Origin of the sequence: Zooshikella harenae, from assembly GCF_018837975.1 — a bacterium.
In the GTDB taxonomy this organism is placed as follows: Bacteria; Pseudomonadota; Gammaproteobacteria; order Pseudomonadales; family Zooshikellaceae; genus Zooshikella; species Zooshikella harenae.
Genome location: NZ_JAGSOY010000094.1, coordinates 1 through 14,513 on the forward strand (window position 1 = coordinate 1; position 14,513 = coordinate 14,513).

16 protein-coding genes and 1 pseudogene are annotated in these 14,513 nt (G+C 34.1%); 12 read left to right on the top strand and 5 right to left on the bottom strand.

All coding sequences use genetic code 11. The features are described 5' to 3' along the window. The first annotated feature begins 611 nt into the window (after nt 1-611). Nucleotides 612-1,034 (top strand): hypothetical protein, encoded by a 423-nt coding sequence (locus KCG35_RS21570; RefSeq protein WP_215821938.1) that lies wholly within the window; start codon nt 612-614, stop codon nt 1,032-1,034. Nucleotides 1,035-1,069: 35 nt separating this feature from the next. On the opposite strand, the gene KCG35_RS21575 is transcribed toward KCG35_RS21570, so the two are convergent. Further along, on the bottom strand, nt 1,070-1,879 hold the full coding sequence (locus KCG35_RS21575) for a helix-turn-helix domain-containing protein (RefSeq protein ID WP_215821939.1): 810 nt from the start codon (nt 1,877-1,879) through the stop codon (nt 1,070-1,072). 145 nt (nt 1,880-2,024) lie between these two features. Between KCG35_RS21575 and KCG35_RS21580 the strand changes: the two genes are divergently transcribed. The 11 genes and pseudogenes from KCG35_RS21580 (at nt 2,025) to KCG35_RS27130 (ending at nt 12,703) form a co-directional block, all read left to right on the top strand. After that, complete coding sequence (locus KCG35_RS21580) at nt 2,025-2,423, top strand: hypothetical protein (protein ID WP_215821940.1); 399 nt, start codon at nt 2,025-2,027, stop codon at nt 2,421-2,423. Nucleotides 2,424-2,473: 50 nt separating this feature from the next. Beyond that, complete coding sequence (locus KCG35_RS21585) at nt 2,474-3,016, top strand: GNAT family N-acetyltransferase (protein WP_215821941.1); 543 nt, start codon at nt 2,474-2,476, stop codon at nt 3,014-3,016. A gap of 678 nt (nt 3,017-3,694) precedes the next feature. Further along, the gene (locus KCG35_RS21590) at nt 3,695-4,264 is read left to right on the top strand and encodes an ankyrin repeat domain-containing protein (protein ID WP_215821942.1); all 570 of its coding nucleotides are present in this window, start codon (nt 3,695-3,697) and stop codon (nt 4,262-4,264) included. 8 nt (nt 4,265-4,272) lie between these two features. Further along, nucleotides 4,273-4,779 (top strand): DUF4124 domain-containing protein, encoded by a 507-nt coding sequence (locus tag KCG35_RS21595; RefSeq protein WP_215821943.1) that lies wholly within the window; start codon nt 4,273-4,275, stop codon nt 4,777-4,779. Between the two features lie 950 nt (nt 4,780-5,729). Further along, on the top strand, nt 5,730-6,080 hold the full coding sequence (locus KCG35_RS21600) for a hypothetical protein (protein ID WP_215821944.1): 351 nt from the start codon (nt 5,730-5,732) through the stop codon (nt 6,078-6,080). 711 nt (nt 6,081-6,791) lie between these two features. Further along, a pseudogene (locus tag KCG35_RS27250) lies at nt 6,792-6,977 on the top strand (magnetosome magnetite crystal formation protein family); the annotation flags it as partial. Nucleotides 6,978-7,415: 438 nt separating this feature from the next. Further along, entirely contained in the window at nt 7,416-8,207 is a 792-nt protein-coding gene (locus KCG35_RS21615) for a substrate-binding periplasmic protein (RefSeq protein ID WP_215821947.1), read from the top strand. A 279-nt stretch (nt 8,208-8,486) separates the two neighbouring features. Further along, entirely contained in the window at nt 8,487-9,053 is a 567-nt protein-coding gene (locus tag KCG35_RS21620) for a phosphotransferase family protein (protein ID WP_215821948.1), read from the top strand. A 1,262-nt stretch (nt 9,054-10,315) separates the two neighbouring features. Further along, nucleotides 10,316-10,708: a DUF4405 domain-containing protein gene (locus tag KCG35_RS21625; RefSeq protein ID WP_215821949.1), complete on the top strand. Its 393-nt coding sequence runs from the start codon at nt 10,316-10,318 to the stop codon at nt 10,706-10,708. Nucleotides 10,709-11,071: 363 nt separating this feature from the next. After that, a complete protein-coding gene (locus KCG35_RS21630) occupies nt 11,072-11,299 on the top strand; it encodes a phage antirepressor KilAC domain-containing protein (RefSeq protein ID WP_215821950.1) in 228 nt (75 codons plus the stop codon). Nucleotides 11,300-12,292: 993 nt separating this feature from the next. Further along, on the top strand, nt 12,293-12,703 hold the full coding sequence (locus KCG35_RS27130; protein ID WP_373687370.1) for a DUF695 domain-containing protein: 411 nt from the start codon (nt 12,293-12,295) through the stop codon (nt 12,701-12,703). Here KCG35_RS27130 and KCG35_RS21640 read toward each other — a convergent pair. From KCG35_RS21640 to KCG35_RS21655, 4 genes are all read right to left on the bottom strand, one after another. Then, on the bottom strand, nt 12,618-13,025 hold the full coding sequence (locus tag KCG35_RS21640; protein ID WP_255562024.1) for an ISAs1 family transposase: 408 nt from the start codon (nt 13,023-13,025) through the stop codon (nt 12,618-12,620). The genes KCG35_RS27130 and KCG35_RS21640 overlap by 86 nt on opposite strands. A 29-nt stretch (nt 13,026-13,054) precedes the next feature. Next, the gene (locus tag KCG35_RS21645; RefSeq protein ID WP_215821953.1) at nt 13,055-13,741 is read right to left on the bottom strand and encodes an IS6 family transposase; all 687 of its coding nucleotides are present in this window, start codon (nt 13,739-13,741) and stop codon (nt 13,055-13,057) included. Between the two features lie 192 nt (nt 13,742-13,933). Beyond that, nucleotides 13,934-14,131, bottom strand: a complete 198-nt coding sequence (locus tag KCG35_RS21650) for a cold-shock protein (RefSeq protein ID WP_215821954.1) — start codon at nt 14,129-14,131, stop codon at nt 13,934-13,936. 153 nt (nt 14,132-14,284) lie between these two features. Beyond that, entirely contained in the window at nt 14,285-14,482 is a 198-nt protein-coding gene (locus KCG35_RS21655) for a cold-shock protein (RefSeq protein ID WP_373687369.1), read from the bottom strand. Between the last annotated feature and the right edge of the window lie 31 nt (nt 14,483-14,513).

Consider the following 14,513-nt stretch of genomic DNA (forward strand, 5'->3'; position numbering starts at 1 on the left):
CAATATGTCAACCTAAAAAAACTTCGGAATCGAGTATGAATATCACGTAAAAAGCATAATAAAAATGGAACTCATTTAACTTCACTACTTGATATGATCTTTCCTCTTAGTTGTTTTTTTACAAAGAAGAATAATAAAACAAGATGATTTTTGGCTGCAGTAAATGAAGTGAAGGATGATGGGAAATTAGCGTTACTGCTGGAGAGTTATAATATCCATCAGTGAAAGATCGTTTTAATTGGTTATATGGTTCACTTCAAAAAGCTTTGTCTATCAGTCGATTTTGTAAACGTAGCTTTAGTACCAATTTTTACATTGAAAAGATAAATACTTCCGTAGACATCATTACCTTAAAGCGTAAAGCTAAATTGACACGTGAGTAATTTGATGTTGTTACATATCTTCATAGCTAAGGTAGTAAGCAATTGATAGCATTAAACTGTATTTTTTTGATATTTATTGGAATTAACTACTTGTCATCTAACGTTAAAAAATATTTTAATTTTTATTTAACTGTAAACGAACTGACCTGTTTAAGTAACAGTTAAGAGTGTAAAAAGTGTAACTATACAAATTAAAATTAGTAAATATAAAGTAAAATGGTTACTAACATGCTAAATAAGACACCTGGTTTGTTTGCGTGGTCTGTATCTGATCATGATGGTGTAGAGAGATATTTTAAGATTATTTTTCATGAACATGAAGAAGGAGCTAAACAGATAGCTAAATATGCTATGCGTTATAAAACGGAAGAACTTGTGGCGCATAGAGAGCCTAAGTTCGATCGTTATGCCGTTTTGGGATATGTACCTGTTTCTGAGCTTCTTATATATGGGTGGTCGGCAGTATGTGGTGGTTGTGGTAAGACAATAAGCCTTACTCAAAAAAGGAATTTTAAAGATGTTATGACTGAAGGAGAGGAAATTTGGTGCAATATCGACTGTTTTATTAAACAACGATTTCGAGAGAAAAAGCATAATGATAGCAATTATGAAAGAGAAAATTTGTGTACGCCAGTTCAATTGGAACTTTAATACTATAGCGTTAAAGTTCGTATGTTATAAAAAAGTTAAAGCGTCGCTTGGTGCTTTCTCCGCCAAGCTGCTGGTGTAATGCCATAAGTTTTCTTAAACTGTCTGATGAAATGAGTTGGATCACTCCATCCAAGTTCCTCAACAATTAGGTTGATTGGTGTACTGCTATGTAATAGTCGTGAGCACGATTCAGTTAAACGACATCTTATAATCCACTCACCAATAGAATATCCGGTATTTTTTCTAAATAAGGTTGCAAGGTGAGAAGGGCTTGTATGAGTAGCAAGAGCCACATCTCTGAGAGATATAGCTGATAAGTAATTATGTTGAATATAATCTAGTGCATTAACAATTTTATTGGAGTAACTTGAAGTATCGTTGTCTTCTGGAATTGCTTTTTTAACCTCATTGAGTATTAAAAGTAATATAGACTTAACAACTTCAGTGTAATCGATCTGGGCGATCTTCAGTTCCTTTTGTAATTCTTCCAACAACATTGTCACATAAAACATACGCTGTTCGTTGATTTTAAAAACGGGTAAAGCTCCTAATCGGACTTGGCGAAATGAATGCATAAGTGGGCTGTTTTCATTGAGATTTAAGCAACTTGGGCAAAAGCCAATTGTCCATATATCAAGGTTTTCTCCTTCAAGTATTGAATGAGGTGCTCCTGAAGGAATAAGCAATCCCATATTGGGCGCCAATTCAATGAGTTCTATGTGATGCATCTTGAGGTGACCAGTTTTTACGATCACAAGAATGTTTTCAGTCTGAGAGCCGTGAATTTCTGGGCTAATTTTCTCTATGGTGTGGTGTTCCAGGCATATCGAATGCTGAGGATGCATAATGTAGCTCTTCATAAGTAATCAAACAATAAGCCGATTCTAACGAAAAATGAGCTATTATAACTAGCTGAATTTTAGATAATACTCTTCCTATGGAAAATGATAAGCCGATTTTGAATAGGGTCTTATAGTAGGAGGATCATCAATGAGTATTACCCTTGCATTAATGGGGTTAGCGCTTCATATGCTAATATGGGAAAAGCTTCCTGATTGGGGTGCCTGGTTTAACTGGTTAATTGAACGACTTCCTAAGCCCCTGGCTTACTTATATAAAGCTTGGCATTGTCCATTCTGTTTTGGTTTTTGGGCTGCACTTACCTTACATGCTTTGACAGGGGTATATACGATTGAACATCTAGCAACAATGCCTGAGCATTTGGGCGTTGTGGGTATTCCTATAGCTTGGTTTTTAGATGCACTCGCAACTGCATTGCTCATTATGTTTGGTAGCTTATGTTTTAGCGCAATCTCAGGACCAGCTATTAAGGGCTATCAGCTAAAACAATCGTTTCATACAAAAACAAATGAAGATGGACTGGCTTGATATAATAGTAGGTATGACTGTGACGCATAAGTGCTGAGTTATGGTTGGCTATGATGAACCGAAAAAATATGATAGGAAAACTCTTGCTGAATACACCTAGACTTATTATCAGTCAATTAGATAGAAATTGTCTTGGTGATGAAAAATATTATGTTAACGATGTGGTAAAACTGTTTAATCCAAAAGTATTACACTTTCTTCCTGATGAGTGGAAGAATATTAAAACGAAAAAACAAGTAGTGGACTGGTTAAAAGTACAGTCAGATGAAGGCGATGTGTGCTTTATTAAACTGAAGAAAGAACAAAAAATAGTTGGGTTGCTGTTTCTTTATGGCAATAAAGAAAATGAATTAACATTAAATATAGGGTATCTATTAAATGAGCAATATTGGGGAAAAGGCTATGCAAGTGAATTGTTAACTCATTTAATAGAATACCTTAGAAAAGAAAAACGTATAAAGCGACTGATAGCTGGAGTGGAAATAGAAAATAAAAGCTCAATTAGGCTATTGACAAAATGTGGTTTTATACAAAATCATGTAGTAAATCACGTTGCATGTGAAAGTATATATTATGAGTTGGAGTTAAGTTAAAATGATGTTGCTGTACACTTTATATACAAAACGAAGGGTTTTTAGAGGCGGCTGTCAAGCGATGAAGCCCCCGGAGCTTATATTAATCAGTGATTGGGGGGAAGAGTGCTGACAACAAACCCTAAAAATGATTCGTGAAGGGTATATGTTCAGTAAAAAAATGGTTACACGCACATTTGTAGAAAAAGTGAATAGCTTTATCAAAAAGAAACCTCGAAAACGAAACAATCGTTCAAAATGGGTTGAGGATTACTATACCCATAACGAAGGGGTCTTAGTGAGAGCAGTCTGGTTTTTATATCGATAAGTAACTAGAGTGGTAGCTAAATGCTTCTCGATAATTGCTTTTGGATTGCTCTAATAAATAACATCCATATCATTGCATTTCCAACGGTCTTGTTGGTCAAGAAGGAAGGCTGCAAGCCCTTTGTGCCTAGTGGCCCATGCAATAAATAGGGTAACAACTACTTCCCCACTTGTCTTCTGGTAGTGTTGCTTTTTCTTGACGTAGACCCTCTATACCCGTAAAAAGTGAAAACAAATGGCTTTGAAAAAGGGCATCCATACTTTATGTATGCACCATTAGAGGGATATATCTACAGCAAAGTATGCATTTAATTACCACCCTAATATAATGTATAATACAACTGTTAAGTATGTAGTTACTAGAAGTGTATTATGATAAAGAAAATAATAGCAGTGATTTGCTTTTATCCAATAGTTGTATATGCTGATTCTTGCATGAAACCACAAGACCCGTGGCTTGAGTTGACTATAGCAATTCGTCAAGGCAATTTACCTGACATATCATGCTTTATAAAGTTTGTAAATATTAATGGTTATGATTCAACTGATATAAAATTAAATACACCATTGCATCTAGCCGTAAAATATAATCAGATTAACAGCGTTAAGCATTTAGTTAAATTAGGTGCAGATAAAGAAAGCTTCAATCTCTTTCATGAAACACCGCTCTACTTTTCTGTAAGAAAAGGGCGTGACGATATAGCGGCTTATTTAATTTTAAATGGAGCAAATATTGAAGCTAAAGACTATTCTGGAGCGAGTATAGTTTACTTGGCTGTTAGAAGAAATAATTTTTCTTTAGTCAATTTGTTATTAGAAAAAGGCGCTAGAACAAATTTACAAATTGAAACCTCGAACGGCAAAGTTGATTTTTTAAATTACGCTAAAATCGTTGGGGATAAAAAAATAATAGATCTGATTATGAATAAACAAAAAAGGTAGAGCTAATAATGCGCGTTTTGGTTTTGGTTTTTGCATTAATGATTACAAAAAATACTTTCGCAGAAATATATAAGTGGGTTGATGAATATGGTGTGACACACTACAGTGAGAGAGCGCCAGTGGGTATAAAAGTAAAAAGCATAAAATTTGAAAATGAAGATAAAAATTTCAAAGAAGAAGTAGATAAAACTGATGAAACCCAAAAGCTGTCTAAGGGATTAACTAACCTTATTATGAAGGATTATGGAAACGCAGAAGAATTAGATTGCCAAAAAGCCGTTGATAATGGTAATTACTCACTTGATGTAATGCAGGAAAATATTAGAAGAAGTTTGAAAAATGGATATATAACAAGAGAGAAATATGAGAAAGGAAGTGCTGCATTCGATGAGCTAAGAATTACATTAGCTACGGATAAGTGTGAAAATTCATCAGATGAATGGAAAAAGTATTATTTATGTTTGACTAATTCGATGAATACAATTTTTTCTTGTGCTAATAAATACCTTAAGTAAGAGTGTTTAAACTTTATTAATAATAAAATGGCAGTTTATAGCTTGCATTATAGGTCTATAAATTGTTAGGTAATGTAAAAATCTTGTCAGGGCAATTAAATATAAAAATAGTTTGAGATGAATATAGATTGTACCAATGCAGTGCATGAATTTATTTGTGTTTCCCGTAGAAGAGGATCATCCTTGATCTTCACTGCTTACAGCACCAGTGATATTTTGATGTACGTTAGTTTTGTAAGACAAAGGGTGGATGATGCATGTCGAACTTCTTGCCGTAAGAATGCGGCAAACAAGCCTCTATGAAAGTATTCACAGTAAGGAACAGTCTTTGGGTAAAATATAATTTAGTACAACTAGCTTTTTACCATGGCCTTAACAATACTCTTCTGTTTCCTCTAAAGCACCATCAAGTGACTCATCTTTTGTATCATAAGTAGCTATTACGCAATAGGTATCATTTTGATGAGGAATTAACCTTGTTTTTAAACGGCTTGGAATAGTGAATAACTTTACTTTGTTTATGGCTTTCGATTATTTAAAAATTATTGAATTAGCTAGTTTACCATATAAATGTTAAGTTGCACATAATAAATATACGAATTATAAAGTTTGTCTGCTATTAATAGTCAGTAAATAAATATTGTTGGATTGTAATCGTTTAACTACTAGAAAATATTGGAACTAATACTTGATATGTTAATGTTTTATAAAATAGTATATTTTTTTCATATACACATAACGAAGGCTTTCTAGCGAGGCTGGTTTGGCCTGTTAAGACTAGTTATAAGAAAAATCGTTGTTTAAAAGCGCTAGCTTGGGTGTTAGGTGATGAAACCATAGAAACTGTATTCCCATCTTCTTAGATGGTCAAACCTTTTGTATCCCAGGGGGGTAAAAATGACTCTTGAAGGGAAAAGTACCTGAGCAACATGATTAGGAATTATACTATCATGCTATATTTGACAAGCTTGTTTAGACTGTTTACGTGTTTGATGGTGACAATTGTATTAAGTGGATGCGGGCTAACTGAGTACACTTTAGATAAAGCTGAGAAGCCTGATTTTAAGTGGAAATATTCGTACAATCGTCCAGCAATCACGTATGTGAAAAAAGCATACTTAATTGAAGATAAATACCTGAGTTTATGTATGGATGTTCAGTTTGATAGAGGAAAGTCATCAAAGGAATATAGTTATACAATTCATTTTGATGAATTAAGTGAATACGTTAATCAAAAAATAATAAGTGATGTTTTTACAGTATATGAAGTTGATAACTTACGTTTTTCAGAAGGCTGTTAAAATTCAAATGAATTACAACGTTTATCCATTGAAGAAGTTACTCCACAGCAGATTAAAAAGTTTAAAAAGAATGTATCTGAGACTAAAATATATTTAGTAAAAAAAGCTAATCCTAAACAAAATTATTTGGCTTTTACATCAGTTAAACCTGTCATGGGTAAAAATAATACAATTTTATTAAGAATAAAAAAATAAAGAAAATAAATGGAGTCTCTATTGATACTGGGTTTTTATAGTATGGGGCTGTTCCATTTGCCATCATTGGGGATGCTGCAATAATCGCCGTAAGTTGCAAACCTTGTACAGGTGGGTTTTAAATATCAAGAAAATCGGATATAAAAATAGCTCATGATGAATATAGATTGAGCTAATGAAGTGCATGAATTAATTTGTGCTTTCCAAAGCAGAAGATCTTTCTTGATCTCTACTGTTAACGGTGCTCACTGCACCTGTAGTATTTCTCACTAATGATATTTTGATGTACGTTAGTGGTAGGCAAGGGAGGTTGCCACAAGGATGTGGCAATCAAGTCTCCATGAAAGAAGTTATGAGCTAGGAGCTTAGCCATGAGGACAAACAGTGGGGCATGTATTGTCACTTAGCTACATTTGTGGCTTTTTGTTTACTTTAGCGTATATTATAGCTCCCTTAATAATATGGTCGATAAAAAAAGATGAATATGCATTTGTTGATGACTAAGGAAAGGAAGCACTTAACTTTCAGATAACCATGCTTTTTGCGTTTATTATATCGATTGTATTATGCTTTTCTTTTATTAGATTTCTGTTGTTACCAATATTAAGTATCTTTGGTTTAATAGTGATTATTATTGCTATTGTTAAATCATCAAAAGGTGAAGCTTACCGATACTTATACTGTATCCGTTTTGTTAAGTAGAGCATAGTGGCTTTGTTTATCTAAAATTGCAGATGATAATTCTAGAGTAGCATCTCTCTATCAAGGACTAACTGATCACTATATCGATAATAAAGGGTTTCTACTTTGTCTAGTTTTAACAGACCAGGTTATGTTTATTAAAAACGCTTCATTATAGGAATATTTATAATGAAGTGTTCTGCTTGTTAAAATTACTAGTGTAATGGATGCTAAAAAACCTTGCTTAGCAATCTCTTCTTGGAGTAGTGTCCCAACTGTAAAGTAATGAAAGTTACAAAGGAAGGACGGGGGTTCAATCTTAGCTTTTTTTAAAGTTATTCTTATATTTTTATTCAAAAATACTTAAATGTATAAATAATACTAGTCATAAACTTGAGCAACAGACAGGGAATTAACTAAACTAAGTTTATTAATTAATGCATAAAAAATGAGAGAAATATGATTAGAGCACGCTATTGTGTTCTTAACGGAATCAGCTTAGCTATTTACTTACTTATGAGTCATATAGTTCTCGCTGATGATATATCACTCCGAACGGATTACTGGTGTCCTTATTCGTGTGAAGAAGGTTCTGATAAAAAGGGTGTGTTAATTGATATAGTTGAGTATATTTTTAATCGTAAAGGGCATACACTCAACTATAGATTAGTTCCTTGGAAAAGAGCCATTGCTAAGACTCGTTCAGGAGAGTTTAACGGAATAATTGGTGCTTTTCATAATGACGCACCTGATTTTATTTTTCACCAAGAACCTCTTGCCTATTCAGTAAATGTCTTCTTTATACACTATGAAAATAAATGGCAATATACAGGTCTTGAAAGCTTAGCTCAAATAAGATTAGGGGCAGCTTTAGGTTATAGCTATGGTGTTAAATTGGATAAGTATATTGAAAATAACAAAGGTAAAATATATTTGGCTTCAGGGGAGACTCCTATCGTTGATCTAGTTAGACTATTGATGTTTAAAAGAATTGAGGTGGTAATTGAAAATAGATGGGTGATGGAACATTATCTAAAAAAATTGAACAATCCTATTAAAATACTTGAAGCGGGTATTAGTTCTTATGATCCTGTTTATGTGGGATTTTCACCAGTGAATCCTTTATCTTATCAGTATGCTAATGAAATAGATCAAGAATTAGTAAAAATGAAACGTGATGGAACATGGATGAAAATTTTGAATTTTTATGGTCTTCTGCCAAATAAATTAACCAAACTAAAAGCACATTAGATTCAACCAGTTAATATATCAAATGTCTGAAGGCTATATTAACAGTGTAGGGAGGATGTTTTAGTTAAAAGAGTACGAAACATTTGTTATGTATGTAATAATTATAGTTGGTTAACCATATGCAAGTTTTATAAAGGTTATTTACCTTCTTGATTTCTATTTGAATGTCTAGTATAACTTACAGTAATTAAATTTATTGTAAATACTAATTAAAAAGAGAAAGAAATACTGAGATTATTGTTCCTTATTACATTAGGTTTAGGTCAAACTAGGAAACTTATGCACAAGGAAGAACTTTCCAAAATGGGAAGTGCGAAAATATATTTTACTGAGTATTTAGGTATTCCTTGTATCCACAAAGTAAATGTTTCACCTATTGAGATGAGTTTTTATAAACAGGTTGCACCTCAACTAAAAAAGCAAGGCATTAATATACCTAGACTGATTGATACTCATGGAAATGACTTATTTATCGAATATATTCCTAACCAAGTTCCTCTTAGCGAACTTAACAAAGCACCAGAAACGTATCAGCAGTTTGTATTAATTCACAATTGTAGTTTACCTTTTATTCCAGGTTGTAAGTTGCATTGTTGGACATTTGAGCAAACACAAAAAGCATTATCCACACTCACTCTACCTAAAGTTACTGAAGATTTATTAAATCACTTATGTAACTTAAGCACTGGCTTGTTTCAGCCAAGCTCCTTTATTTCATGGGATACTAACGCTGGAAATTGGGGGAAGCGTAACAATGGTGAATTTGTTTTGTTCGACTGGGAACGATTTGGACAAGGTAGTCCTGCGATTGATCTTGCTCCATTAGTACATGGATTGGGCAATTAAGCAGCTTACACTGATGTAGTTAAACGCTATATCAAGTATAATTCTATTACAGAAGGAGCTGAGTTGTATAGACAGCTTATTCTTGCTAAAGCGTGGATAGTGGTAGAAGTAGTTAATTTATTAGTCATAAGGAAGAATGCTATGACGGATAAATTTATAAATTGGTATAATAATATACTTCCTGATTGATTTGAGATGGTTCTAACCTTACTTTAATATATTATTAGTTGAGTAATGAGTTATAAATAAATGCATGAAAAGGTATAATATTGATATCATTGTTCCCATAATTTTGTTTATAAATATTAATCATATTAACTTTGTGTTAATAGTGATGCAAAATTAGTTAATAATATTAAAACTGTTAGTAACTAAGATGTTAAATAATAAAAGTCAAAAAACCAGTAAATAGTACATATCATAGCTGACATAATAAGAAAAACGGTGCTAACTAACAATGTAACAATGAGTAACGTTTTTTTTCTACTGGTGCTCACGCCTAATTAATCCTCAAAAGTTTTTTACATGTTATCATGTATCTTTATTTTGACATAGTAATTAAGCCTCTTTGTATCAAGTCCTTTTACTTCTCCATCAAACTCATTCATTACAATATTGATTGCTGTAAGTCAGTATTCACTTAACGCTATGATGTACAAATGAAACAAAACATTAGTCTTGATACGATATGCTAGCAACATTATGATAGGCCTTGTGAGGTCGGTTTTTATGTACTCCGTGCATTAGCCGCAAACTCGGGCCTGGCCATGCTAGGCTCGATCCTTCCCACAAGGCTTACCATCGATTTAACTGAAATGTATAAAAAAGAAACCTAACTGCCCTGAACATTGAAGAATGTTAAAACAGGCTTAGTACACATGAGCAACTATACAATAGATGAGGTCTTTACGAAGCAACGAATTAAATATCAATCAAAGTTAGCATTAGGTGAAGGTATGGTCAGGAGATTTTCTTGTATCATAAATTGAATGTATTCAAAGGCATAGTGGTTAATTTGATCAATTAAGTGGAGAAGTAATCAAAATCCTGAGTGCTTCAGGAAGTTATGAATACCCAGGCTATCTGTTTCATTTGAGGCATGACTAATAGCTGCTAAAGTAAAATAGAGTTTCATTCTAATAAGGTTAAGCTATTTGGAATGATAGTGGTTATAAAGATTATATATAAAGACCATTATTGCTCAGTTTTAGATCACTATAAGCAGTGAATACTTTAACTATTAATATTCAGGTAATTTAAATATGAACCGCAGCATGGTTATAAAGTATGTTGATATAATTTCATTTATTACATTAGTCTTCATGACGGCAACGGGAATATTTCTAGAGTATGTGCTCCCTGAAAGAAGTAGAGGAATGAGTGTTTTAGGGTTGACTCGACACCAATGGGGGGATATTCACTATTATGTAGCATTATTTTTTTTATTAATGATGTCACTTCATTTGTTACTCCATATTAAATTCATTAAAAGTGTAATACTGCGTACTTCATCAAAAGAAATTAAATATAGAGTTGCTGTTGGGTTTTTGGGTTTAGTTGGTTTGTTTTCACTCGTGTCGGTACCGTTTATTGTGGAAACAAAAAATAGTGAAAAATTAAGAGAGATGAGATGGTATGAACAGTCATTGCCTTAAGGTTTGAAAAAATTTTCGATAATGGCTTTATAAAATTATATTTTTAGTGATTTATTGTTATGCTATAATACGTTCATAATCTATAGGTATTAAGTATTTATTATCAGCACTAAAGAAGATGGGATATACTTTAGGATTATTGTTTAATAAAGTTTAGGTCAAAGGTTTCTTCTTTGATGCTAAGTGTTTTTGTTCTATCTGTATAATTAGTAGTGATTGTGTAGAAATAACGATAATTAGGTTGTTTTTGAACGCCCATACTTCCAGCTTCCCTTTGAACAATTTTCGTATAAATTCTCTCCTATGTGAGCCATTAACTAAGATGGTGAGCCTTGATTTGTGGCTAAGGAATAGATTAAAGAAGTGCTACCCAATGCTGAAGCCTTTGATATAATAGTAGTTAATAATGAGATTTTTTGCGTTATAAATGCAGCTAAAGATTTACAGATGAAGCCAAAGGATTTATTTAGCTGGTTTTCCACAAATATATGGATTTATCTTCATCCAGATGCTTCAGGCTGGATAGTCTATCAGGACAAACGTGGTTTCTCGTTCTTAAATTACAGTGATAGAACGGCAGGATGGGGCTAAAAAGATTATTGATTAAGTGTGTTTAACAGCCAAAGGTGTCGCGAAGATAACCCATCAACTCGTTGAGCACCATTAAGAAACGTCTTCTCCCTGTAATGTCCCTTGCCCACTTCGGTGGGTTTTTTTATAGGTTATTAAGATTTTGAGTAGATAAATGGTCGTTCTTTTAAACGCTTCAGGGCATACTGTTCAAGGAATACAGTTAATCAGTCAGTTCAGAAAACTATATTTATGATTAATTATCAGGTTGTCACAAAATTACTCACATTGATAGCGACAGTTAACTCTCCTAAAGTGACGTATAATAACCGTTTATTTGTTAATTAATTTATTTTATTTAAAATAAATAGCTAAGTTTTATAAATATTAATTTGGTTTAAAAATTATGAGCTGCTTATAATTTATTGAGATGTTATATGTCACCGTGACGTAATATCTTGCGTCAGAATGACGTTCATTATTAGTTATGAGGTTAGAATTGTGAGATAACGGTTTTGATATGAGAGATAGCATCACTAAGTATCTTATTGAATGTGATTTGGTTAAATTGAGTCATATAGTCAGTTCAGCTATAGACAATAGATGCGACACAAAATGTAGTGAAAATAGGTTGCAGTCCAAGGTACTGTTGTCTGAAGTAAGTAGGGAAATGGATGAGAATGTTTCATATGGTCCTTGGGGTGTTAGCTTTATAGCTACAGAAGATAAAAATCAATGCGATAAGGCCTGGGAAATAGGTAACGCTGAACCATTCCTTCAGCAGGGCGAGTATTCTAGTTGTAAAGTTAAATTAGTGAGTCATGCGAAAAAAGCTATTTGTCCCATATGTGGCAAAAGCATAGTGCTCACATAACAAAAGTGCCAACCTGAAGCCTGGTTGCGCAGTTTACCCAAGTGTTATATCAGAATGGAGGTTATGTGATTTTTTGGAATCGTGAACTATTCAAGCCAGGGTTGCATGATATAGGCGAAACAGAGCTTTCATACTGGAATATGGTTGATGTGAAAAGTGACGACGGTGGAAAGCGCTTAGTGATCCGGATTAGGAAAAATAAACCACCCATACCTGATATAAAGAAGTACAAAACCTGCATTGAAATTAAATGGGATTACAGTCTCCAAGCTGCGGGCATGCCGGATGAAAAGACCTCTAGCGCCTATAAATGCTTCGAAGAAGCAATCGATGAACTATGTTGGTACAACAATCTTTCTTTTAATGTAAGGATTACAACTGGCATGGGGGCTCGGGTTTGGGTTTTCTATACAAAGTCCTATAAGGAATTCATCAAGATCCTCAATCGGAAACTTGAAGAATTGCCTACGTATCCATTAAATATTTGGAAATATAATAACGCTGCTCTCGCGTCTTTTTTCCTTGTAGTGTTCGTTCTGTTTCAATTCTAATGACAGCAGCTAAATCCATCCACTCTGTGGCTATCGGTAATTTGGCCGCTGTATTATAAACCCAACAACGTCGTATTTCATGTCGACCATGTTGCTCTTTTTCCGAAGAATAGAAATCAATAGCAGGGCGCTGATATGATTTGGCTTTCTTGGAATGAAGTAACTCATGAATAGCTGAATAGAGACGAGGCTGGTTATTTTTAACTGCCAATAAGTAATGGGCTTCTTTTTCACGAATTTTTTCAGCAATCGCTTTGTGACATCCCATAGCATCAATTGATACAACAGCACCTTTAACGGTTCTGTCGCATAAATTTTTCAGTTTCCAAGATGCTTAATCCCTGGGCACACTTATCCTGCTAATGCACAGAACTGTTCAAACATTGTCTTATGCTTAACTGCTGAATCAGCAGACTGACCTTTCCTAAGCATATGCACCAACTCAATACCAGTCAGTGTTGATCGAGCACTATTGAATGATTTAAAGCCTAACATTGGTCGAGTAATGCGCTTAATAAATCGATGATCCTGCTCAACAATGTTATTGAGGTACTTTACTTGCCTTATAATAATTGGCACCTCCATCTCTTTATTTATTTCCTCAATGGACGCATTATTCGCTGCATTACCATCAATTGTTATCTTTTCTGGTACGCCATTCGAGCGAATGGCCTTCTTGAGAAAGCGTTTAGCAGCTTTAGTATCTCGATGTTTAGTGAATATGAAGTCTATGGTTTGTCCTTCTTTATCAACCGCTCGGTACAGGTAATACCACTGGCCTTTGACCTTGATATAGGTTTCATCCATAAACCAGCTCTTGCCAACGGGTAGCTTCTTTTTTCGAAACAATTTTTCGAGTTTGGCTGAGTAGGTTACAACCCAACGCTGAATAGTGGAATGGTCAACGGGGACATTCCGATCTAACATGATCTCTTCAATATCACGGTAACTCAGAGCAAACCGAAGGTAATAGTAGACAGCTTGTAGTACGACACATTTAGGGAAGTGGCAACCTTTGAAGCGTTGATCATAACTCATAGTGACTACAAAATAACCAGAGTGTTAGCAGGAGAGGGAAAGGCTATCACGACGGATCAAACTTTGCGACAGAACCGGCTGGAAGCGCTGAAGGCTAGGCTATGTGGGGGATATGTTAACAGTTGAGGAGTTGAAGTACCTAACAGAAGGCTTTGGAGATGCTCCAGCCATCCAATAGGTACTTAAACGTTCTTAGCTCGTAGCTTGAACGTTGATAGCACAAGGTCCTTTTTGACTTTGGCCAATCTCAAACTCTACTGTATCACCATCACGAGGCTCATGACCTTGTGTATCATTTTTATGAAAAAACAAGTCTTTACTGCCATCGTTTGGAGTGATGAAGCCAAAACCTTTAATTGTGTCGAAAAACTTAACTGTGCCTGTGCTCAATGTCTAATCTCATGTTAATTTGAATTCAGCGAGTGTTATAGAGGTTTATGAATAATAAAGCAAACGGTTTCTACTTTTATTGCTGTTTAGACTCAAGTATCTGACAGAAGGGTATGAGGAAGAGCCGCCAATCCAATAGGTACTTCAACGTTATTAGTCAACAACCTGTACATTGATTGCACAAGGTCCTTTCTGGCCCTGACCAATCTCAAACTTTACTTTATCGCCATCACAAGGTTGGAAGCCTTGAATGTTTGATACATGAAAAAAAAGGTCTTTACCTTTATTTGGAGCAATAAACCCAAAACCTTTTGTGTGATTAAAAAATTTAACTTTACCTGTAATCATCATCAATCTCTTGTTTATTTAACCTCACAAAAGC

Excerpts from the sequence above, each read along its gene's own strand:
- KCG35_RS21570 (WP_215821938.1), top strand. The coding sequence starts at position 612 with ATGCTAAATAAGACACCTGGTTTGTTTGCGTGGTCTGTATCTGATCAT.
- KCG35_RS21575 (WP_215821939.1), bottom strand. The coding sequence starts at position 1,879 with ATGCATCCTCAGCATTCGATATGCCTGGAACACCACACCATAGAGAAA.
- KCG35_RS21580 (WP_215821940.1), top strand. The coding sequence starts at position 2,025 with ATGAGTATTACCCTTGCATTAATGGGGTTAGCGCTTCATATGCTAATA.
- KCG35_RS21585 (WP_215821941.1), top strand. The coding sequence starts at position 2,474 with ATGATGAACCGAAAAAATATGATAGGAAAACTCTTGCTGAATACACCT.
- KCG35_RS21590 (WP_215821942.1), top strand. The coding sequence starts at position 3,695 with ATGATAAAGAAAATAATAGCAGTGATTTGCTTTTATCCAATAGTTGTA.
- KCG35_RS21595 (WP_215821943.1), top strand. The coding sequence starts at position 4,273 with ATGCGCGTTTTGGTTTTGGTTTTTGCATTAATGATTACAAAAAATACT.
- KCG35_RS21600 (WP_215821944.1), top strand. The coding sequence starts at position 5,730 with ATGCTATATTTGACAAGCTTGTTTAGACTGTTTACGTGTTTGATGGTG.
- KCG35_RS21615 (WP_215821947.1), top strand. The coding sequence starts at position 7,416 with ATGATTAGAGCACGCTATTGTGTTCTTAACGGAATCAGCTTAGCTATT.
- KCG35_RS21620 (WP_215821948.1), top strand. The coding sequence starts at position 8,487 with ATGCACAAGGAAGAACTTTCCAAAATGGGAAGTGCGAAAATATATTTT.
- KCG35_RS21625 (WP_215821949.1), top strand. The coding sequence starts at position 10,316 with ATGAACCGCAGCATGGTTATAAAGTATGTTGATATAATTTCATTTATT.
- KCG35_RS27130 (WP_373687370.1), top strand. The coding sequence starts at position 12,293 with ATGGTTGATGTGAAAAGTGACGACGGTGGAAAGCGCTTAGTGATCCGG.
- KCG35_RS21645 (WP_215821953.1), bottom strand. The coding sequence starts at position 13,741 with ATGAGTTATGATCAACGCTTCAAAGGTTGCCACTTCCCTAAATGTGTC.
- KCG35_RS21655 (WP_373687369.1), bottom strand. The coding sequence starts at position 14,482 with ATGATGATTACAGGTAAAGTTAAATTTTTTAATCACACAAAAGGTTTT.